The 17,686-nt window shown below is 71.5% G+C and carries 23 protein-coding genes and 1 riboswitch; of the genes, 12 read left to right on the forward strand and 11 right to left on the reverse strand.

The annotated features are described in order from the left end of the window. Positions 1-94: 94 nt before the first annotated feature. Positions 95-610 carry a transglycosylase SLT domain-containing protein gene (locus ACFYY7_RS20900; RefSeq protein WP_388663373.1) on the reverse strand — a complete coding sequence of 172 codons (516 nt, stop codon included), beginning with the start codon at positions 608-610 and terminating at the stop codon, positions 95-97. 404 nt (positions 611-1,014) lie between these two features. Here ACFYY7_RS20900 and ACFYY7_RS20905 point away from each other — a divergent pair, with 404 nt between their 5' ends. Continuing rightward, positions 1,015-1,242 (forward strand): antitoxin, encoded by a 228-nt coding sequence (locus tag ACFYY7_RS20905; RefSeq protein WP_388663375.1) that lies wholly within the window; start codon positions 1,015-1,017, stop codon positions 1,240-1,242. Next, positions 1,239-1,610 (forward strand): fic family toxin-antitoxin system, toxin component, encoded by a 372-nt coding sequence (locus tag ACFYY7_RS20910; RefSeq protein ID WP_093551070.1) that lies wholly within the window; start codon positions 1,239-1,241, stop codon positions 1,608-1,610. The genes ACFYY7_RS20905 and ACFYY7_RS20910 overlap by 4 nt, the downstream gene beginning before the upstream one ends. A 161-nt stretch (positions 1,611-1,771) precedes the next feature. On the opposite strand, the gene ACFYY7_RS20915 is transcribed toward ACFYY7_RS20910, so the two are convergent. From ACFYY7_RS20915 to bioB, 4 genes are all read right to left on the reverse strand, one after another. After that, positions 1,772-2,449: a class I SAM-dependent methyltransferase gene (locus ACFYY7_RS20915; RefSeq protein ID WP_388663377.1), complete on the reverse strand. Its 678-nt coding sequence runs from the start codon at positions 2,447-2,449 to the stop codon at positions 1,772-1,774. Positions 2,450-2,527: 78 nt separating this feature from the next. Continuing rightward, entirely contained in the window at positions 2,528-3,217 is a 690-nt protein-coding gene (gene bioD, locus ACFYY7_RS20920) for a dethiobiotin synthase (protein ID WP_388663379.1), read from the reverse strand. Between the two features lies 1 nt (position 3,218). Continuing rightward, the gene (locus ACFYY7_RS20925) at positions 3,219-4,523 is read right to left on the reverse strand and encodes an adenosylmethionine--8-amino-7-oxononanoate transaminase (RefSeq protein WP_388663381.1); all 1,305 of its coding nucleotides are present in this window, start codon (positions 4,521-4,523) and stop codon (positions 3,219-3,221) included. After that, positions 4,516-5,679 (reverse strand): biotin synthase BioB, encoded by a 1,164-nt coding sequence (gene bioB / locus ACFYY7_RS20930; protein WP_351253867.1) that lies wholly within the window; start codon positions 5,677-5,679, stop codon positions 4,516-4,518. The genes ACFYY7_RS20925 and bioB overlap by 8 nt, the downstream gene beginning before the upstream one ends. A gap of 142 nt (positions 5,680-5,821) precedes the next feature. Between bioB and ACFYY7_RS20935 the strand changes: the two genes are divergently transcribed. After that, a complete protein-coding gene (locus tag ACFYY7_RS20935; RefSeq protein ID WP_388663383.1) occupies positions 5,822-6,964 on the forward strand; it encodes an 8-amino-7-oxononanoate synthase in 1,143 nt (380 codons plus the stop codon). Positions 6,965-7,020: 56 nt separating this feature from the next. Here ACFYY7_RS20935 and ACFYY7_RS20940 read toward each other — a convergent pair whose 3' ends face one another. Together ACFYY7_RS20940 and ACFYY7_RS20945 are read right to left on the reverse strand one after the other, a co-directional pair. Next, the gene (locus ACFYY7_RS20940) at positions 7,021-7,260 is read right to left on the reverse strand and encodes a DUF397 domain-containing protein (RefSeq protein ID WP_388663385.1); all 240 of its coding nucleotides are present in this window, start codon (positions 7,258-7,260) and stop codon (positions 7,021-7,023) included. A gap of 25 nt (positions 7,261-7,285) precedes the next feature. Further along, a complete protein-coding gene (locus tag ACFYY7_RS20945; RefSeq protein WP_388663387.1) occupies positions 7,286-8,146 on the reverse strand; it encodes a helix-turn-helix domain-containing protein in 861 nt (286 codons plus the stop codon). A gap of 204 nt (positions 8,147-8,350) precedes the next feature. On the opposite strand from ACFYY7_RS20945, the gene ACFYY7_RS20950 reads away from it, so the two are divergent. Further along, positions 8,351-8,782 (forward strand): ATP-binding protein, encoded by a 432-nt coding sequence (locus ACFYY7_RS20950; protein ID WP_388663389.1) that lies wholly within the window; start codon positions 8,351-8,353, stop codon positions 8,780-8,782. Positions 8,783-8,816: 34 nt separating this feature from the next. Here ACFYY7_RS20950 and ACFYY7_RS20955 read toward each other — a convergent pair whose 3' ends face one another. After that, on the reverse strand, positions 8,817-9,755 hold the full coding sequence (locus ACFYY7_RS20955) for a LysR family transcriptional regulator (protein ID WP_388663391.1): 939 nt from the start codon (positions 9,753-9,755) through the stop codon (positions 8,817-8,819). Positions 9,756-9,827: 72 nt separating this feature from the next. Here ACFYY7_RS20955 and ACFYY7_RS20960 point away from each other — a divergent pair, with 72 nt between their 5' ends. After that, complete coding sequence (locus tag ACFYY7_RS20960; protein ID WP_383721510.1) at positions 9,828-10,460, forward strand: LysE family translocator; 633 nt, start codon at positions 9,828-9,830, stop codon at positions 10,458-10,460. 45 nt (positions 10,461-10,505) lie between these two features. On the opposite strand, the gene ACFYY7_RS20965 is transcribed toward ACFYY7_RS20960, so the two are convergent. The 3 genes from ACFYY7_RS20965 to ACFYY7_RS20975 form a co-directional block, all read right to left on the reverse strand. After that, positions 10,506-10,979, reverse strand: coding sequence for a C40 family peptidase (locus ACFYY7_RS20965; protein WP_388663393.1), 474 nt, complete (start codon positions 10,977-10,979; stop codon positions 10,506-10,508). A gap of 3 nt (positions 10,980-10,982) precedes the next feature. Next, positions 10,983-11,155, reverse strand: a riboswitch (cyclic di-AMP (ydaO/yuaA leader). Positions 11,156-11,557: 402 nt separating this feature from the next. Then, positions 11,558-11,866 carry a hypothetical protein gene (locus tag ACFYY7_RS20970; RefSeq protein WP_388663395.1) on the reverse strand — a complete coding sequence of 103 codons (309 nt, stop codon included), beginning with the start codon at positions 11,864-11,866 and terminating at the stop codon, positions 11,558-11,560. Positions 11,867-11,873: 7 nt separating this feature from the next. Beyond that, positions 11,874-12,509, reverse strand: a complete 636-nt coding sequence (locus tag ACFYY7_RS20975) for an ATP-dependent Clp protease proteolytic subunit (RefSeq protein WP_388663732.1) — start codon at positions 12,507-12,509, stop codon at positions 11,874-11,876. A 113-nt stretch (positions 12,510-12,622) separates the two neighbouring features. Between ACFYY7_RS20975 and ACFYY7_RS20980 the strand changes: the two genes are divergently transcribed. The 7 genes from ACFYY7_RS20980 to ACFYY7_RS21010 all read left to right on the forward strand — a co-directional run bounded on the left by ACFYY7_RS20980 (position 12,623) and on the right by ACFYY7_RS21010 (position 17,685). Continuing rightward, positions 12,623-12,907, forward strand: a complete 285-nt coding sequence (locus ACFYY7_RS20980) for a type II toxin-antitoxin system Phd/YefM family antitoxin (protein WP_266735288.1) — start codon at positions 12,623-12,625, stop codon at positions 12,905-12,907. Positions 12,908-13,176: 269 nt separating this feature from the next. Beyond that, a complete protein-coding gene (locus tag ACFYY7_RS20985) occupies positions 13,177-13,479 on the forward strand; it encodes an urease subunit gamma (RefSeq protein WP_388663398.1) in 303 nt (100 codons plus the stop codon). A 15-nt stretch (positions 13,480-13,494) separates the two neighbouring features. After that, positions 13,495-13,806 carry an urease subunit beta gene (locus ACFYY7_RS20990; RefSeq protein ID WP_266735285.1) on the forward strand — a complete coding sequence of 104 codons (312 nt, stop codon included), beginning with the start codon at positions 13,495-13,497 and terminating at the stop codon, positions 13,804-13,806. Next, positions 13,799-15,520, forward strand: a complete 1,722-nt coding sequence (locus ACFYY7_RS20995; RefSeq protein ID WP_388663400.1) for an urease subunit alpha — start codon at positions 13,799-13,801, stop codon at positions 15,518-15,520. The genes ACFYY7_RS20990 and ACFYY7_RS20995 overlap by 8 nt, the downstream gene beginning before the upstream one ends. Before the next feature lie 34 nt (positions 15,521-15,554). Further along, positions 15,555-16,217, forward strand: coding sequence for an urease accessory protein UreF (locus ACFYY7_RS21000; protein WP_388663734.1), 663 nt, complete (start codon positions 15,555-15,557; stop codon positions 16,215-16,217). A 26-nt stretch (positions 16,218-16,243) separates the two neighbouring features. Next, complete coding sequence (gene ureG / locus ACFYY7_RS21005; RefSeq protein ID WP_388663402.1) at positions 16,244-16,921, forward strand: urease accessory protein UreG; 678 nt, start codon at positions 16,244-16,246, stop codon at positions 16,919-16,921. Beyond that, positions 16,918-17,685, forward strand: a complete 768-nt coding sequence (locus ACFYY7_RS21010) for an urease accessory protein UreD (RefSeq protein WP_388663404.1) — start codon at positions 16,918-16,920, stop codon at positions 17,683-17,685. Before ureG ends, ACFYY7_RS21010 begins: the two co-directional genes overlap by 4 nt. Position 17,686 lies beyond the last annotated feature (1 nt).

Here is a 17,686-nt window from a genome sequence, read left to right on the forward strand (position 1 = left end):
CATCGGGAGGCGGTGCGGCGACTCGGCGATTCCGTGACTCCGCGGATCGGCGATTCCGCGGCTCAGTGATTTCGTGACTCGGTGAACCCACGGATCAGTAGGCGGAGTTGACGTTGTCGATGGATCCGTAGCGGTCGGCGGCGTAGTTGGCGGCCGCGGTGATGTTGGCGATGGGGTCGGTGAGGCTGTTGGCGGTGCCGGCGACGTGGTAGGCGCTGAAGGTGGGCTGGATGACCTGGAGCAGGCCCTTGGAGGGGGTGCCCTTCTGGGCGTTGACGTCCCAGCCGTTCTGGGCGTTGGGGTTGCCGCTGGACTCGCGCATGATGTTGCGGTGCAGGCCCTCGTAGGTGCCGGGGATGCCCTTGGCCTTCATGATGGCGAGGGATTCCTTGATCCAGCCGTCCAGGTTGTTGGCGTAGCCGCTGTTGCCCTGGGTGTCGCCGCTGGTGGTGGCCTTGGCGACGGCGGGGGTGGTGGGCTGCTTGGTCTCGGCGGCGTGTGCGGAGGTGGAGGTGAGGGTGAGGGCGGCTGCCGCGGCGGCGGTGGTGGCCAGGGCGGTGACGGACAGGTTGCGCAGGCGGCTGGTGCGGTTCAGGGCGTGGGTGGTCATGCGGAAGTGACTCTCCTTGGTGAGGGGGGTGTGCCGTCCGGGGTGGGGGGCGGCGTGCGGGGCGGGGGCCCTGCGCGGTCCGGCGGGTGGTCCGTCCGGGCCGGTCGCGGTGGACTGCGACGAGAACCATGGTTAGCGGCGGCCGGGACGGGGGTCAATGATGTGACGTACTACCCCAATACGGAGCAATGTCCGAAATGAACCACTCTGGACCGTTTTCACGCTGCTTGGGACGACCCTGTTTCTACTATCCGGCTTAGGGTGTGACGTGGCCCCTGTGGGTGGCATCACACCCACAGGGCCATTTCGAGGGTTTAGGCGGGCGTTCTGTGCATGCCGACCCGTGCGCCGGCGCCGGTGCACTGCTCTTGCCGGTGCTAGCGCACGCGCGCTAGCGTGTTGCTGTGCCCAAGACTCAGCTGAACGTGAGAGTGGACGAGGCCACCGCCGAGGCCGCGCGACAGCGCGCGCTGCAGAGGGGGATGAGCGTGAACCGCTACATAGAAGAACTCGTACGGCAGGATGCGGGCGAGGTCGGCCACACCTTCGTCGAAGCCGCGGCCGACTTCATGAAGCAGTACGAGTCGGTGTTCGCCGAAGAGATCGGCCCGGAGCGCAAGGGCACGCGTTGAACCTCCAGATCGACCTTTCCTGGCTGCTCATGGTGGCCGAGCACAAGACCCCCGGCGACCCGCAGGTGGTCGACTGGGGTGCGCTCGTGGCCGCCGTGGCCCGTCATGAGGCCGAGATCTTCGGCAGCCCCGTCTACAGCGACCCGCATTCCCGGGCTGCCGCGCTCCTGCAGTTGCTGCTTCATGTCCCCGCGCTCGAACACTCCAACGCGATGTTCTCCTCGGCCGTCGCGTACGGCTATCTCGTCGCCTCCGGGCTCAAGGTCATCACCTCGCCCGAGCAGGTGCGTGACCTGGCCCGGCTGGTGAAGGAGGGCAAGGCCGACGTCCGGGCCATCGCCGACGAACTCCGCCAGTGGAGCCTGTGACCGTCCCGGCAGCGGAGCCCACGACAGCCCCGCGCCGGAGGAGCCGGTGACAGCTCCGGCGGTGGCGTCTGTGACCGTCCCGGCAGTGGAGCGGAGCCCGTGACCCGCCCCGGCGGCACGGCGGCGGTGGACCGATCCGCGTACGACGGCGGACCGGCGCGTCAGGCCGCCACGCCGGGGCGGCGCGCCACACCCAGCACGCATGTCGACGTGGGCAGCCGGATTCCCCACTCCGGCATCCTGACCCTGCGGTACGTCTCCACTACGAATCCGGCCTTCTCGATGGCGCCCAGCGTGTCGCGACCCGTATGGCAACCGCCTGTCATCAGCGGCCAGACCGTACGGTCCAGCGCTTGCTGCGTCACCGCCATGGCCCGGTCGTCGGCCCGCACATGCTCGAAGAAGCGCAGCTCACCGCCGGGCCGCAGCACCCGCACGATCTCCGCGAGCGAACGCTCCACATTCCGTACGCTGCACAGCACCAGCGAGGCGACCGCCCCGTCGAACGCCTCGCTCTTCACCGGCAGCGCCTCCGCCGCGCCCGGCACCACATCCACCGGGAGCCCGGCACGCAGCGCCGACCGCACCGCCAGCCGCCGCAGACTGTGCTCGGGTTCGATGGCCACCACCTCCGACACCGCGGGCGGGTAGTGCGCGAAGTTCAGGCCATTGCCCGCGCCTATCTCGATGACCCGGCCGGACATGCCGGCCAACAGCTCCGAGCGCACCGCGGCCAGCCCCGCCTTGGTCTCCGCGACCACGCTCATCCGGGCGTAGAACCGGGCGAAGACGGGGTGGTGCACCGCGTCCTGTGGGATTCTCGTGCTGCGCAGACGCATGACGGACCTCCTCGACCGGGCGCTCCGGCAGAAAGTGCGGCTACTTAGATTCTCCCCCGTCCCGCGCCGCTCATCCGCTCATCCGGCGGGCCGATTCCCGCCCAGCTCCGCCGCGAGCCAACTCCCGGCCCGCGCACGGAAGTCGGCGGGCTCCAGTGCTCCCGCACCGGCCGGCACCGCACCCAGCAGCGGGGCGCCCGCCACCACGGGGAGATCCGCCAGATTGCAGCGCGACGCGAGATCCGGCTCGGCGGGCATGCTGCCCACCACCACGCCGAGACACCCCAGCCCCCGGGCCCGCAGCGCCTCCGTGGTCAGCGCGGTGGTGTTGAGCGTGCCCAGACCGGCGGGCGTCACGACCAGTACCGGCGCGTCCAGCAGCCGGGCGGCGTCGGCAAGGGTCGAACCCTCGTCGTCGAACCGTACGAGCAGGCCCCCCGCACCCTCGATCAGCACCAGATCGTGTTCGGTCGCCAGCTTCTGCGCCGCGTCGGCGATCTCGTACGGCCGCACCGGCGGGAGACCAGCCCTGCGGGCGGCCGTGGCGGGCGCCAACGGCTCGGGAAACCGGGCCAGTTCGACCGCGGTGACATGGCCGCCCGCCAACCGTGCCACCTCTGCGGCATCACCGGGTTCGCCGGGGGCCAGCCCCGTCTGCGCCGGCTTGAGCACCGCGACGCCACGGTCCGCGCACGCCGCCGCCACGGCCGCCGTCACGACCGTCTTGCCGATCTCCGTGCCCGTCCCCGTCACCACCAGAATCGTCATCTCAGCCCTCTCGCGCAGCCGCGCACACGGCGCGGCAGATCCGTGCCACATCCTCGTCACCGGTCACATACGGCGGCATCGTGTAGACGAGGTCGCGGAACGGCCGCAGCCACACCCCTTCCCGTACCGCCGCCCGGGTCGCGGCCGCCATGTCCACCTCATGATCGAGCTGTACGACGCCGATCGCGCCCAGCACCCGCACATCCCGTACCCCGGGCAGTTCCGACGCCGGGGCGAGACCCTCCCGCAGCCCCGTGCCGATCCGCTTCACCTCCCGCTCCCAGTCCTGGCCGAGCAGCAGATCGACGGAGGCGCACGCCACCGCGGCGGCGAGCGGATTGCCCATGAAAGTCGGTCCGTGCGCGAGCACCGGCACCTCGCCGCTGGAGATGCCCTCCGCCACCCGAGAGGTGCACAGGGTCGCCGCCATCGTCAGATAGCCGCCGGTCAGCGCCTTGCCCACACACATGACGTCGGGGGAGACCCCCGCATGCCCGGCGGCGAACAGCTTCCCGGTGCGGCCGAAGCCCGTGGCGATCTCGTCGAACACCAGCAGCACCTCGTGCTCGTCGCACGCCTCGCGCAGCACCCGCAGATACGCGGGGGAGTGGAACCGCATCCCGCCCGCACCCTGCACCACCGGCTCCACGATCACCGCGGCCAGCCGGTCGGCGTGCTCGGCGATCAGCTCCCGCAGATGCCGTACGTACGCGGCGTCCGGTTCCGCGTCGAATCCGGCCGGGGGCTCGTCCGCGAAGACCTGGCGGGGCAGCACCCCCGACCACAGCTCGTGCATGCCGCCCTCGGGGTCGCAGACCGACATCGGCTGCCAGGTGTCCCCGTGATAGCCGCCGCGCCAGGTGAGCAGCCGCTGCTTGGCGGGCCGCCCGGCCGAGCGCCAGTACTGCAGGCACATCTTGACCGCGACCTCGACGGAGACCGACCCCGAGTCGGAGAGGAAGACGTGCCGCAGCGGCTCCGGAGTGATCTCGACCAGCCGGGTGGCCAGCCGCACGGCGGGCTCATGGGTGAGCCCGCCGAACATCACATGGCTCATCCGGCCCAGCTGATCACGGGCCGCCTCGTTGAGCACCGGATGGTTGTAGCCGTGCACCGCCGACCACCAGGACGACATGCCGTCGACCAACTCGCTCTGCCCGTGGGCCGGTTCGGCCAGCCTCAGCCGCACCCCGGACGCGGACTCCACGACCAGCGGCTCCTGACGTCCCGGCATCGGGCCGTACGGATGCCAGACGTGGGCCCGGTCCAGGGACCGCAGCTCGGCCGGGGAGAGGGCCTCAGGCATTGGGGGCGAGATCCGTTCCCGCGCCCCGACGGCGGACCGCCACCAGGTCCGTGCGCGCGGCCGGCACCTCCTGGGCATCGGGCGCGGCCTCCCCGGGCGCGTCACCGCACGGGGCGCAGCCGCCGTCGTGCGAACCGCAGCCGCCGGACTCCGCACGGTGCGCGGGCAGGGTCGTCGTGCCCGCCCCCTCCACCTCGAAACCGGCGTCCGCGATCATGTCCAGGTCCGCCTGACCCGCCTGCCCCTCGCTGGTGAGGTAGTCGCCCAGGAAGATCGAGTTGACCAGGTGCAGGGCCAGCGGCTGCATCGAGCGCAGATGGACCTCGCGCCCGCCCGCGAGCCGTACCTCCACGTCCGGGCAGACGAACCGGACCATCGCCAGAATCCGCAGACAGCGCTGCGGGGTGAGGTTCCACTCCTTGGCCAGCGGGGTTCCCTCGAACGGGATCAGGAAGTTCACCGGCACCGAGTCCGGATCCAGTTCGCGCAGCGAGAAGACGACATCGACCAGGTCGGCGTCGCTCTCGCCCATCCCGGCGATCAGTCCGGAACACGCCGAGAGCCCGGCGGCCTGCGCCTGCTGGACGGTCTCCACCCGGTCCGCATAGGTGTGGGTGGTGGTGATGTCCCCGTACGTCCCTTCGGACGTGTTGAGGTTGTGGTTGTACGCGTCGGCACCTGCCGAACGCAGCCGGTCGGCCTGTCCGTCGGAGAGCAGACCGAGGCAGGCGCACACCTCGACGCCCTCGTTCTGTTCCTTGATCGCCTCGATGGTCTCCGACACCCGGTCGACATCACGGTCCGTCGGACCGCGGCCGCTCGCCACCAGACACACCCGCTTGGCACCGCCTGCCACCCCGGCGGCGGCGGCCTTCGACGCCTCGTCCGGTTTCAGCCAGGTGTACTTGAGGATCCCGGCCTTGGAGCCGAGCCGCTGCGAGCAGTACGAGCAGTCCTCGGGGCAGAGACCGGACTTGAGGTTGACCAGATAGTTCAGCTTCACGCGCCGCCCGAACCACTGACGGCGCACCTTTCCGGCCGCGGCCACCACTTCGAGCAGATCGTCGTCGGAGGTCGCCAGTACGGCGAGGGCTTCTTCGCGGGTCGGCAGCTCGCGCCGCAGCCCCTTGTCCACCAGCGTGTTCAGGAGGTCCATGGTCAAGATCCTGGCCTACGGCACGGCCCGCAGCCAAGGAGGAACCGGACAACAGAGCCCGCCGAGGGTGTGTGTATTGCCACACCATGACCTGTTGCAACCACGGTTAGGGTCTGTGAGCTGCCTACAAAAGGGACTGCTCATGCCCTTCGACCCGTTCGACTGGATCGACACCGAGGCGCGCCGCCGCGCGGACGCCGGACTCGTCCGGACCCTGCGCCCCCGGCCCGCCGCGTCCGGACTCCTGGACCTCGCGAGCAACGACTATCTGGGCCTGACCCGACACCCCGACGTCACTGCCGCCGCCGCCGAGGCCGCGCGCGAGTGGGGTGCGGGCGCGACCGGATCCCGACTGGTCACCGGCTCCACCGCACTGCATGCCGAACTCGAAAGCGAACTGGCCGAATTCTGCGGTTTCGAAGCGGCACTGGTGCTGTCATCGGGTTACGCGGCCAACCTCGCGGCCGTCACGGCGCTCACCGGCCATGGCTCGCTGATCGTCTCCGACGCGGGCAACCACGCCTCGATCGTGGACGGTTGCCGGCTCTCCCGCGCCGGAACCGCCGTCGTTCCGCATGCCGACCCCGAGGCCGTGCGCAAGGCCCTGCAGGCGCACGGAGGACGGGCACTGGCCGTCACCGATTCGGTCTTCTCGGTCGACGGCGACGCGGCGCCACTGCCCGAACTGGCCGGAGTCTGCCGGGCCGAGGGCGCCGCACTGCTCGTCGACGACGCACACGGCCTGGGTGTGCTGGGGGACGGCGGCCGAGGGGCGCTCGCCGCCGCCGGTCTCGCGGGCGGCGAAGGAATCGTCACCACGCTCACCCTCTCCAAGTCCCTGGGCAGCCAGGGCGGAGCGGTCCTCGGCCCGGCCCGGGTCATCGAACACCTCGTCAACACGGCCCGGACGTTCATCTTCGACACCGGCCTCGCCCCGGCCGCGGTCGGGGCCGCCCTCGGAAGCCTGCGGCTGCTGCGCCGGGAACCGGAACGGGCCGCCCGGGCCCGCGCGGTCGCCTCGGCGCTGTACGAGCAGCTCACCGGGGCCGGCCTGACCGCCGTGCGACCGGACGCCGCCGTGGTCTCGGTGCGCGCCCCCTCGGCGGACGCGGCGGTCCGGTGGGCGGCCGACTGCCGTGCCGCCGGAATCGCGGTGGGCTGCTTCCGGCCCCCGTCGGTGCCGGACGGAGTGTCCCGGCTGCGGCTGACGGCGCGGGCCGACCTGACGGAGGAGCAGATCGCCACCGCCGTGTCGGTCGTGCGGCGAACCGCTCCCACCAGCTGACCGGAGGGGTCCGGACCGCTTCCGTCAGCCGGCCGGAGGGGTCCGGACCGCCTCCGTCAGCCGATCGGAGGGGTCTCGACCGCTCCCGGCAGCCGGCCGGCCCCCCGGTGCAGGCCGACGACGAACGAGGTCCAGGCCGCTGCGGAGAACCGCAGCGGTGGTCTGGACACGTCCTTGGAGTCCCGCACGGCCAGCCGCCCGTCACCGAACGGTGCGGCCTCCACACAGTTGTTCATACCCGTGCTGCGGCTGCTGCGCCGCCACCGTAAGCCGTGCTGTGCGAGGCAATCCGACATGACGCCCCCCTCGGGCGGTCCGGGGTCACTGACCGTCGCGGTCGATCGCGGCGATGAGGTCCAACGAGTGCTCCGGCGACAGCGCGTGAGCCTGCATCGTGCGGAAGGCCGAGCTGTACGCCTCAAGGTCTTCTTTCCGCTCCAGGTAGAGGCTACTCGTCAAATGGTCGAGAACAACCACATCCAGATCAGAAGTGCTCGGAAATGAGAAGATAACGAAAGGCCCGGTGAGGCCGGCGTAGGCGCCCATCGAGAACGGCAGCAACTGGAGCTGCACATGGGGCAGTTGGGCAATCCGGGCCAGATGGCGCAGCTGCTCCCGCATCACCCGGCAGCCGCCGACCTCGCGCCGCAGCACCGCCTCGTCGAGCACCGCGCTCAGCCGCAGCGGCGGATCGGTCCGCAGCACCCCCTGCCGGGCGAGCCGCACCTCCACCAGGGAGTCCAGCTGGCCGGCGGGCAGCCCGTCCAGCGAGGCCCGGGTCACCGCACGCGCGTAGTCGGCCGTCTGCAACAGACCCGGCACCACCGAGGTCTCCAGCGTGCGAGCGGTCCGCGCCTGGGACTCCAGACTGATGAAGTCGCGGTACTGGGGCGGGATCAGACCGCGATAGGCATGCCACCATCCGGTGCCGCCGCCACCCGCCGAACCCGCCAGCGCGGCAAGGAGATCCCGCAACTGGGGGTCGTCCACGCCGTAGGTGTCCAGGAGCCGGGTCACATCGGCCGGCTGCACCCCGCTCACCCCGGTCTCGATCCGGCTCACCTTCGACTGGTGCCAGCCGAGCATCCGCGCCGCGTCCCGACTGGTCAGTCCCGACGCGTGGCGCAGACTCCGGAGCTCCTCCCCGAGCTTGCGGCGTCGAACCGCAGGGCCGTGCTGCATGCGCGGCCTCCCTCCCTCTTCTGCCGAGCGGACAGTGTGCCGCCCGCATACGGTCTTGCGTGGCAGGGTTCACCGCTTCGAGCGACAGATATATGCATATCTTGATGGAACGCCGTCCCAGAGGGCAGCATCGATGGCAATCTGGCGCGAAGCGCAACCTGTACCGATCGCGGGTCGGTTCGGGTGGGAAAGGGACGGCTCTCCATGGCAGACCAGCAGGAAGCAAACGTCACTCTGCCGAGCGAGCCGGTCTCGGTCTCGGCGGCCCGCAAATATGTGGCCCGGGTGCTCACCGAATGGGGTCTGGCCGCCGGCACCGACTTCGCCGACAGTATCCAGCTCATCGTCTCGGAGCTCGCGACCAATGCCGTCCAGCACACCTTCGGGCAGTCGCCCACGTTCACCGTGGACCTCCGGCTGGAGCGGGAGGAGCAGCTGCACCTCGGGGTGACGGACAGTCACCCCCGCTGGCCCAGGCGGCTGCCCGCCGCCGTCCAGCAGGACAACGGCCGCGGCATGGTGATCATCCGCTGTCTGGCGAAGGAATGCGGCGGCCGGCTCACCGTCACGCCCACCGCCGAGGGCGGCAAGACGGTGTGGATCGCGCTTCCGTGGAGCATCCCCGTGCGGAGCTGACCGACGCGCACCCCGTTTCGCCGCACAGACGCGCTCACCCCGCTTCGCCGCCCGGCCGCTGCGCCGAGCCCGCCTTCCCGAACCCGCTGCGCAACAGGGCCTGGAGCGTCGCCGCCGCGGCGCTCGCCCGGTCACCGCGGTGCACCACCGAGATCGTCCGCCGGAAGGAAGCGGGATCCAGCCGCCGTACGGACAGCGGTGTGGGTGACATCGCGGCGACCATCTCCGGGACGACCGCCATCCCGATGCCCGCACTGACCAGCGCGCACACCAGCGCATAGCCGGGCGACTCACAGACCACGGCGGGTGTCGCCCCGGCCTCGGCCAGTGCCTGCTCCACCCCGCGTCGCGGCGGATGCGTGGGCGCGCTGCTGATCAGCGGCCGGCCCGCCAGTTCGGTCACCGGCAGTCTCCCGCTGCCCTCGGACAGCATCTGGCCGACCGCCGTGATCAGCACCAGCTCCTCGACCAGCAGCGGTTCGGCGAAGACCCCGGCGGGCCAGGGCGTCGCGGCGGCCGGCTCGTACACATGGGTCAGCGCCAGATCGACCTCGCCGGCGGCCACCGCCGCCACCCCCTGGGGCGGTTCGTACTCGGTGACCGCCAGCTCCACATCCGGGTGGGCACGACGGAAGGCGCTCAGCACCGGCGGCAGCAGATGGATGCCCGCCGTGGTGAACGTGCCGACCCGCAGGCGTCCGCCGGACAGTCCGGAGAGGCGGGCCAGCTCATGGCGGGCCTGGTCCATCTCGTCGAGGACGCGCCTGGCGCGTCCGGCCAGCAGTTCGCCCGCGGCCGTGAGCCGGGCGCCTCGGTGGTGACGTACCAGCAGTGCGGCGCCCGCCTCCCGCTCCAGCTTGGCGAGCTGCTGGGAGAGGGCCGGCGCGGTGTAGCCCAGACGTGCGGCGGCCCGGGTGATCGATCCGGCCTCCGCGACCGCCACCAGCGCCGCCAGCCGTGTCGGGTCGTACATTAAGCGTTCCTTTTGGCAGACCCAGAAGATTGCAAGTACACGCTAATGGCTCTGCCGGGTCAGGGTGGACCCATGGACGCACAACTGATCGCCTTCGTCGGGGTCGCCGCAGGAATGGTCGCGCTGCCGGGCGCGGACTTCACCGTCGTCGTACGCAACGCGCTCGCCTCCCGGAGCGCGGGGGTGGCCAGCGCGCTGGGCGTGGCCGGCGGCCTGCTGGTGCACACCGCCCTGGCTGTCGCCGGGCTCGCCGCGGTGCTCGTGGCGGTGCCCGCCCTGTTGCGTACCGTCCAGCTGCTCGGCGGGGTCTATGTCCTGTACCTCGGCATCAGCGCCCTGCGTGCGGCCCGGCGCCGCGCCCCGGACGGGGACGGTCCCGAGGACCGGCCCGCGGACCGGGGACGCGTGCGCGCGCTGCGGCAGGGCTTCCTGACCAATGCGCTCAATCCCAAGGCGCCGGTGCTCTTCCTGAGCCTGCTGCCCCAGTTCGTCCCCGACGGGCAGCCGCCGCTGCCCAGGACCCTGCTGCTCGCGGCGATCGTCGTCGCGATGGCGCTGGTCTGGTTCCCGGCCGTGGCGCTGCTCGTGGACCGGCTGGGGCGGTGGCTGCGCCGGCCGCGTACCGCGCGCGCCATCGAGGGCGGCAGCGGCGCGGCGCTCACCGCGCTGGGGCTGGTGCTGGTGACCGGCCCGCTGCCGCACTGAGCGCGGGAGGAGCCGGCGGCCCCGGCCCGGCGGCCGGGCCCCTCCTCAGCGGACCCGGCCGTAGTAGACGCTCTTGGTCCAGATCTTCTCCAGCCGCACCACGGAGCCGGTCCTCGGTGAGTGCCAGATCTTGCCCTTACCGGCGTAGATCCCCACGTGGTAGATGCTGCGGCCGTAGTGGAAGAAGACCAGATCGCCGCGTTTGCGGTGCGAGGCCGAGATGTGCCGCGTCCGGTTGTACTGCTGCTGGGCGGTGCGGGGGAGCTTCTTGCCTGCCTTCTTGAACGAGTAGAGCGTCAGCCCCGAGCAGTCGAAGCGGTTGGGCCCGGTGGCCCCCCAACCGTAGGGCGCCCCCTTCTTCGATGCCGCGATCTTGAGCGCCTTCATCGACAGTGTCGCCGCCTGGGCCTCCGTCGCGGCGCCCGGGGCGAACATGGTGCCGCCGACGGCGGCGAGTGTGAGAACCGAGGCCGTACCGGCCCGGACAAGCAGAGACGGGACATGAACCTGCGCAGTCATGCGCAACCCTTCGTCAGCCGCCTGTGAAGGATGACCTGTCGGGTTCGGGCTGGCGAAGTTGCCCGGCCGCGTTCGGCGGCTTCACCCCGAGGGTCGACCGGTGTTCAGGCCGACCCGTTGTGCTCGGGTCCTCCACTCCTGCCGATCCACTTCTGTCGACCAGGCATCCGGACGGCGGCAGGACTCGGCGTCCGCCCGGACCGCCCCGCCGCGGTGGCGGGGGCTTGTCGTCCCAGGGATCTTGACTCACCGGCTGCCGGATTTCCGAGCTGAAACAGGGATATGTGAGGCTCCTCACGACTGATCCGTTCGGGTGGACATAGTGATTTTTTGACGACCCGTCGGTGATCCGGAAGGGGTTCGTACCAGGCACGGAAGGCTGGATTCCGCTCACTGTCCACGTGTGAAACGCAAATTGAGTGGTCCCTCGGGAGGGGGACTTCCTACGCCGAACGAGCGAGGATTTTCGGTGAGACCGTCGGGCGTGTCGAGTACGGGAGTTGGGTGAAGGGCCGCCGGACGGCGAGGCAGGGGGAGTTGGGCGGGCCCCGCCGTCGGCACGCGGGCGTGGGATTCGGTCAACTGCCCTGAGCAGGGGGTACGGTGACGCGTCCGGACCGCCGTTCCCCGTCCAGCACGCGCAGCGCACGGGCGAGCGTGGCGGCGTGGATGCGTGCCTCGCCGCGCTCGTGCATCAATGCGAGGGCGTCCCGCAGCGCCCGTGACCGCGCCACGAGTGCCTGTGCGGCGCGCAGTGCGCCATAGGTGTCGCTGCCTCGGGCCGGGTTGATCCGGCCTACCTGGTCGAGGACTTCGAGGTAGTGGTCGATGAACTCCCCCTCGGTGCGGGTCAGTGCGGGCAGGGGCGGGAACTCCGGTGGCTGCATCGGGCGTTCACCTCGCGCCGTGCGGCGGGAGTGAGGAATTCCGGCTCTCCAGGACGTGGTCCACCAGCCCGTACGCCTTGGCGCCCGCCGCGTCGAGGATGAGGTCGCGTTCGGTGTCGGCGGTGATCTGCCCCTCGGTGCGGCCCGTGTGACGGACCAACAGCGTGGTGAGCATCGCGCGGACCCGCTCCAGTTCCCGCGCCTCGATCTCCAGGTCGGAGGGCCGGCCCCGCACCGGCTCGGTGAGCTCGGGCTGCCGCACGACGACCCGCGCGCCGGGCAGTGCGTACCGCCGGCCGGGAGCGCCCGCGGCGAGCAGCGTGGAGGCGCAGGAGCCGGCCTGGCCGAGACAGTAGGTCTCCACCTCGCAATCGAGGTACTGCATCGTGTCGTAGATCGCGGACATGGCCCCGAACGAGCCGCCGGGCGAGTTGATGTAGAGCGATACGGGCCGGTCCGGGGCGTCGTGCTCCAGATACATGAGCTGCGCGATCAGATCGCCGGCCGCGGCGTCGTCGACCGGGGTGCCGAGGAAGACGATCCGTTCGGAGAGCAGCTTGGAGTACGGGTCGAGGGTGCGGGTCCCGTTGGATGTGCGCTCGGTGAACTCGGGCAGAACGTGACGGGCGGTGGGACGGAACAGCATGGCGATGCCTTTCCTCCGGGGTCTGCACGGGGTCTGTACAGGCGCTGCGCGGGGCCGCACCGGCTTCCGTAAAAAATGTACAGGACGTACAGACAGCTATGATGGGGAGCATGGCCTACGAGATTCCGGTGACGCAAGCCCGGGCTGAGCTCGCCGAACTGATCAACCGCGTCGTCTACGGCGGCGAGCGCGTGGTCGTGACGCGCCACGGCAAGCCGCTGGTGGCGCTTGTCTCGGCCGCTGACCTGGAGCGACTGGAGAAGGGCGGGGCGGCCGTCGAGGAGCAGGTGATCAGTTCGGTCTCCTCGCTCGACTCCGCGGTGTCCGCTCCCGGCGAACGGCGGCGGTTCGGTATCGCGGCGGAGCACCGGCAGCACGGCGAGCCGGGCAGCTGAGCCCTGCCCCCGCGGTCCGCGCCGGCGAACGGCCTGCGCGGACCGATGCCCCTGGGCCGGCCGAAGACCGGCTGACGCACGGGAATTTACGTGCCGGAATCCATGTGCCGGAAATGTCGCGCCGGATTTAACGCGCCGGAAAAACTCCGGTCCTAACGTGCACCGTCTCGCGCGAGTCGGCGGTTCGCCGTCCAGCGGCCGTGCCGGACACGGCCGATGCCTCGCCGCGCCCAGGGACGGTACTGGGCACCGGACCGTGAGGTGGAGCCATGCGACTGACCCCGCACGAACAGGAACGCCTGCTCGTCCATGTCGCCGCCGACGTGGCGCGGCAGCGCCGGGCGCGCGGACTGCGGCTCAACCATCCCGAGGCGATCGCGCTGGTCACCGTCCACCTGCTGGAGGGCGCCCGCGACGGCCGTACGGTCTCCGAGCTGATGGCGTCGGGCCGTACGGTGCTGGGCCGCGACGACGTCATGGACGGGGTGCCCGAGATGATCCACGACGTCCAGGTCGAGGCCACCTTCCCGGACGGCACCAAGCTCGTCACCGTCCACGATCCGATCGTCTGACCGGAGGTGCCATCGATGATTCCCGGCGAGATCCTGTACGCGGACGGGCCCGTGCCGTTCAACGAGGGGCGCCCCGTCACCCGCCTCACCGTGCTCAACGCCGCCGACCGGCCCGTCCAGGTCGGCTCGCACTACCACTTCGCCGAGGCCAACCCCGGCCTGGACTTCGACCGTCCGGCCGCCCGCGGACTGCGGCTGAACATCGCCGCCGGCACCGCCGTGCGCTTCGAACCCGGCATCCCGGTCGACGTCGAACTCGTCCCGCTCGCCGGAAGGCGCGTCGTCCCCGGCCTGCGCGGCGAGACCGGAGGTGCCCTCGATGGCTGAACTCGACCGCGCCGTGTACGCCGACCTGTTCGGCCCCACGACCGGCGACCGCATCCGGCTCGCCGACACCGATCTGCTCGTCGAGATCGAGGAGGACCGCTCGGGCGGCCCCGGACTCGCCGGTGACGAGGCCGTGTTCGGCGGCGGCAAGGTGCTGCGCGAATCGATGGGCCAGGCCCGCACCACGCGGGCCGAGGGCGCCCCGGACACCGTCATCACCGGCGCCGTGATCATCGACCACTGGGGCGTCGTCAAGGCGGACATCGGCATCCGCGACGGCCGGATCACCGGGATCGGCAAGGCCGGCAACCCCGACACCATGGACGGCGTCCACCCGGACCTGGTCATCGGCCCCGAGACCGAGATCATCGCGGGCAACGGGAAGTTCCTCACCGCCGGGGCCATCGACGCCCATGTCCACTTCATCTCGCCGACCCTGATCGACCAGGCGCTCTCCTGCGGGATCACCACCCTGGTCGGCGGCGGCACCGGACCGGCCGAAGGCACCAAGGCCACCACCATCACCCCGGGGCCATGGCACCTCGCCCGGATGTTCGGTGCGCTGGACGCGTACCCCGTCAACATCGGCCTGCTCGGCAAGGGCAACACCATGTCGCGCGAGGCCATGCACTCCCAACTGCGGTCCGGCGCACTCGGATTCAAGATCCACGAGGACTGGGGCGCCACCCCCGCCGTCATCGACGCCTGTCTGGGCGTCTGCGAGGAGACGGGCGCCCAGCTCGCCATCCACACCGACACCCTCAACGAGGCCGGATTCGTCGCCGACACCCTCGCCGCCATCGCCGGCCGCTCCATCCACGCGTACCACACCGAAGGCGCCGGCGGCGGGCACGCACCGGACATCATCGGCATCGTCTCGGAGCCGTACGTCCTGCCCAGCTCCACCAACCCGACCCGGCCGCACACCGTCAACACCATCGAGGAACACCTCGACATGCTGATGGTCTGCCACCACCTCAACCCGGCCGTGCCGGAGGACCTTGCCTTCGCGGAATCCCGGATCCGGCCCACCACCATCGCGGCAGAGGACATCCTGCACGACCTCGGGGCCATCTCGATCATCTCGTCCGACTCCCAGGCGATGGGCCGCATCGGCGAGGTCGTGCTGCGCACCTGGCAGACCGCCCATGTGATGAAGAAGCGCCGCGGAGCACTCCCCGGCGACGGACGGGCCGACAACCGGCGGGTGCGTCGCTATGTCGCCAAATACACCATCAACCCGGCGGTCGCCCAGGGGCTCGACCGGGAGATCGGCTCGGTGGAGCCCGGCAAGCTCGCCGACCTGGTGCTGTGGGAACCGGCGTTCTTCGGCGTCAAACCGCAGACCGTGATCAAGGGCGGCCAGATCGCGTACGCGCAGATGGGCGATGCCAACGCCTCGATCCCGACCCCGCAACCGGTGCTGCCCCGCCCGATGTTCGGCGCGGTGGGCCGCTCACCGGCGGCCGGCTCCCTCAACTTCGTGGCCGACGCGGCCATCCAGGACGGCTTGCCGGAGAGCCTTGGTGTCGGCAAGAGCTTCGTGCCGATCAGCAGTACGCGCGGCGTCACCAAGGCGGACATGCGGGAGAACGACGCGACTCCCCGGGTCCGGGTGGATCCCGACAGCTTCGCCGTGACGATCGACGGCGAACCGGTCGAACCGGCGCCCGCCGCCGAACTCCCCATGGCCCAGCGTTACTTCCTCTTCTGATGCGGTGCACAAGACACCCGACGCGGGCCGTTCGGTGAGCCGCGCCGCGCTGCTCGTCCTCGCCGACGGCCGGTTCCCCGCCGGCGGCCACGCCCACTCCGGTGGCGCCGAACAGGCCGTGAAGTCGGGGCGGATCCGCGACGCCGAGGACCTTGCCGAGTTCTGCCGGGGCCGCCTGCACACCACCGGACTCACGGCCGCCGCACTCGCCGCGGCGGCCGCCCACGGCCACGACCCGCTCGCACTCGACGAGGCCGCCGACGCCCGCACACCGTCACCCGCCCTGCGCGCCGTCGCCCGCAGGCTCGGCCGGCAGCTGATGCGGGCCGCCCGTGCCACCTGGCCCGGCCCCGAGCTCGACGCGCTCGCCGAGGCCCGGCCGCGCGGCGCACACCAGCCCGTCGTCCTCGGCCTCACCGCACGATCGGCGGGGCTCGGGCCCGAGGACGCCGCGCACTGCGTGGCCTACGAGACCGTCGGCGGACCGGCCACCGCCGTCGTCCGCCTGCTCTCCCTCGACCCCTTCGAGGCCACTGCCGTACTCGCCCGACTCGCCCCCGAACTCGACCGGACCGCCGCACAGGCCGCCGCCGCGGCGCACGGAACCGTCGACGCGCTGCCCGCCGCCTCGGCCCCGCTCCTCGACATCACCGCCGAGGCACATGCGGCCCGCCCGGTCCGCCTGTTCGCCTCATGACCCCGCAGGAACCAGGAGCCGCACCCATGCACCTCGACCACACCCAGCACGGGCTCGCCGCCGTGAGCGCCGACGCCGCACGCCCGGACGGCACCCGGCGCGCCCTGCGCATCGGACTCGGCGGACCGGTCGGCTCGGGCAAGACCGCGACTGTCGCCGCCCTCTGCCGGACCCTGCGAGACCAGCTGTCCATCGCGGTGGTCACCAACGACATCTACACCCGCGAGGACGCCGCCTTCCTGCTGCGCCACGCCGTACTGCCGCCCGAGCGCATCCAGGCCGTGGAGACCGGCGCCTGCCCGCACACCGCGATCCGCGACGACATCTCCGCCAACCTCGAAGCCGTCGAGGACCTGGAGGACACCGTCGGGCCACTCGATCTGATCCTGGTCGAATCCGGTGGCGACAACCTCACGGCGACCTTCTCCAAGGGGCTCGTCGACGCGCAGATCTTCATCATCGACGTGGCGGGCGGCGACGACATCCCGCGCAAGGGCGGCCCCGGCGTCACCACCTCCGACCTGCTCGTCATCAACAAGACCGACCTCGCCCCGCACGTCGGCTCCGATCTCGACCGGATGGCCCACGACGCCGCCCAGCAGCGCGGGACGCTCCCCGTGGTCCTCACCTCGCTCACCTCCGGGGCGGGTGTCGGGCCCGTCGCCGACTGGGTGCGCGAGCGGCTCGCCGCCTGGACCGCATGAGCATCGAGGCCACCGCCCGGATCACGGCGGCGCTCGACGGCCGGGGCGTCACCTCGCTGCCTCTGCTGGAGGGCGACGGACCGCTCGCCCCGCGCCGCACCCGTGACATGTCCGGTTCCGGTGCCCGGGTCACCGTCGTCGGCGCCATGAGCGCACCGCTCGGCGGGGACCGGCTCACCATCGTGTCGCGGGTCGAAGAAGGTGCCCGGCTCACCGTCGACTCCGCCGCGGCGACCGTGGCCCTGCCCGGCACGGGGCGCGAACCCGCCACGTACGACATCGAGTTGAGCGTGGCGGAGCGGGCCGAGCTGTGCTGGCTGCCGGAGCAGCTCGTCTCGGCCCAGGGCAGCGTCCTGCACATGACCACGCGCGTCCGGCTCGCGCCCACCGCACGGCTGGTGCTGCGGGAGGAACAGATCCTCGGCCGCCACGCCGAAACCACCGGCACCCTCGTCAGCCGCCTCACCGTGCACCGCGCGGGCCGGCCGCTGATCGACCAGCAGATGGCCTACGGGCCGGGCGCACCCGGCGGCTGGGACGGCGCCGCGGTCCTGGGCGGCCACCGGGCCGTCGGTCAACTCCTCGTCGTGGACCCGGTGTTCGATCAGCGGTGCCCCGATGCGCGAACGCTGGGGGACACCGCCGTCCGCACCCCGCTCGCCGGCCCGGCCGTGCTGGTCACCGCCGTCGCCCCCGACGCGCGCCTGCTGCGCGGAGTACTGGACGACGCGCTGAACGATCTGCTCGAAGCCCGCGCGGGGTGAC

It is taken from the genome of Streptomyces sp. NPDC001933 (genome assembly GCF_042890955.1).
In the GTDB taxonomy this organism is placed as follows: Bacteria; Actinomycetota; Actinomycetes; order Streptomycetales; family Streptomycetaceae; genus Streptomyces.

What these genes read in the sequence shown, in the direction of transcription:
- ACFYY7_RS20900 (WP_388663373.1), bottom strand. Translation starts at nt 610, where the DNA reads ATGACCACCCACGCCCTGAACCGCACCAGCCGCCTGCGCAACCTGTCC.
- ACFYY7_RS20915 (WP_388663377.1), bottom strand. Translation starts at nt 2,449, where the DNA reads ATGCGTCTGCGCAGCACGAGAATCCCACAGGACGCGGTGCACCACCCC.
- bioD (WP_388663379.1), bottom strand. Translation starts at nt 3,217, where the DNA reads ATGACGATTCTGGTGGTGACGGGGACGGGCACGGAGATCGGCAAGACG.
- ACFYY7_RS20925 (WP_388663381.1), bottom strand. Translation starts at nt 4,523, where the DNA reads ATGCCTGAGGCCCTCTCCCCGGCCGAGCTGCGGTCCCTGGACCGGGCC.
- bioB (WP_351253867.1), bottom strand. Translation starts at nt 5,679, where the DNA reads ATGGACCTCCTGAACACGCTGGTGGACAAGGGGCTGCGGCGCGAGCTG.
- ACFYY7_RS20935 (WP_388663383.1), top strand. Translation starts at nt 5,822, where the DNA reads ATGCCCTTCGACCCGTTCGACTGGATCGACACCGAGGCGCGCCGCCGC.
- ACFYY7_RS20940 (WP_388663385.1), bottom strand. Translation starts at nt 7,260, where the DNA reads ATGTCGGATTGCCTCGCACAGCACGGCTTACGGTGGCGGCGCAGCAGC.
- ACFYY7_RS20945 (WP_388663387.1), bottom strand. Translation starts at nt 8,146, where the DNA reads ATGCAGCACGGCCCTGCGGTTCGACGCCGCAAGCTCGGGGAGGAGCTC.
- ACFYY7_RS20950 (WP_388663389.1), top strand. Translation starts at nt 8,351, where the DNA reads ATGGCAGACCAGCAGGAAGCAAACGTCACTCTGCCGAGCGAGCCGGTC.
- ACFYY7_RS20955 (WP_388663391.1), bottom strand. Translation starts at nt 9,755, where the DNA reads ATGTACGACCCGACACGGCTGGCGGCGCTGGTGGCGGTCGCGGAGGCC.
- ACFYY7_RS20960 (WP_383721510.1), top strand. Translation starts at nt 9,828, where the DNA reads ATGGACGCACAACTGATCGCCTTCGTCGGGGTCGCCGCAGGAATGGTC.
- ACFYY7_RS20965 (WP_388663393.1), bottom strand. Translation starts at nt 10,979, where the DNA reads ATGACTGCGCAGGTTCATGTCCCGTCTCTGCTTGTCCGGGCCGGTACG.
- ACFYY7_RS20970 (WP_388663395.1), bottom strand. Translation starts at nt 11,866, where the DNA reads ATGCAGCCACCGGAGTTCCCGCCCCTGCCCGCACTGACCCGCACCGAG.
- ACFYY7_RS20980 (WP_266735288.1), top strand. Translation starts at nt 12,623, where the DNA reads ATGGCCTACGAGATTCCGGTGACGCAAGCCCGGGCTGAGCTCGCCGAA.
- ACFYY7_RS20985 (WP_388663398.1), top strand. Translation starts at nt 13,177, where the DNA reads ATGCGACTGACCCCGCACGAACAGGAACGCCTGCTCGTCCATGTCGCC.
- ACFYY7_RS20990 (WP_266735285.1), top strand. Translation starts at nt 13,495, where the DNA reads ATGATTCCCGGCGAGATCCTGTACGCGGACGGGCCCGTGCCGTTCAAC.
- ACFYY7_RS20995 (WP_388663400.1), top strand. Translation starts at nt 13,799, where the DNA reads ATGGCTGAACTCGACCGCGCCGTGTACGCCGACCTGTTCGGCCCCACG.
- ureG (WP_388663402.1), top strand. Translation starts at nt 16,244, where the DNA reads ATGCACCTCGACCACACCCAGCACGGGCTCGCCGCCGTGAGCGCCGAC.
- ACFYY7_RS21010 (WP_388663404.1), top strand. Translation starts at nt 16,918, where the DNA reads ATGAGCATCGAGGCCACCGCCCGGATCACGGCGGCGCTCGACGGCCGG.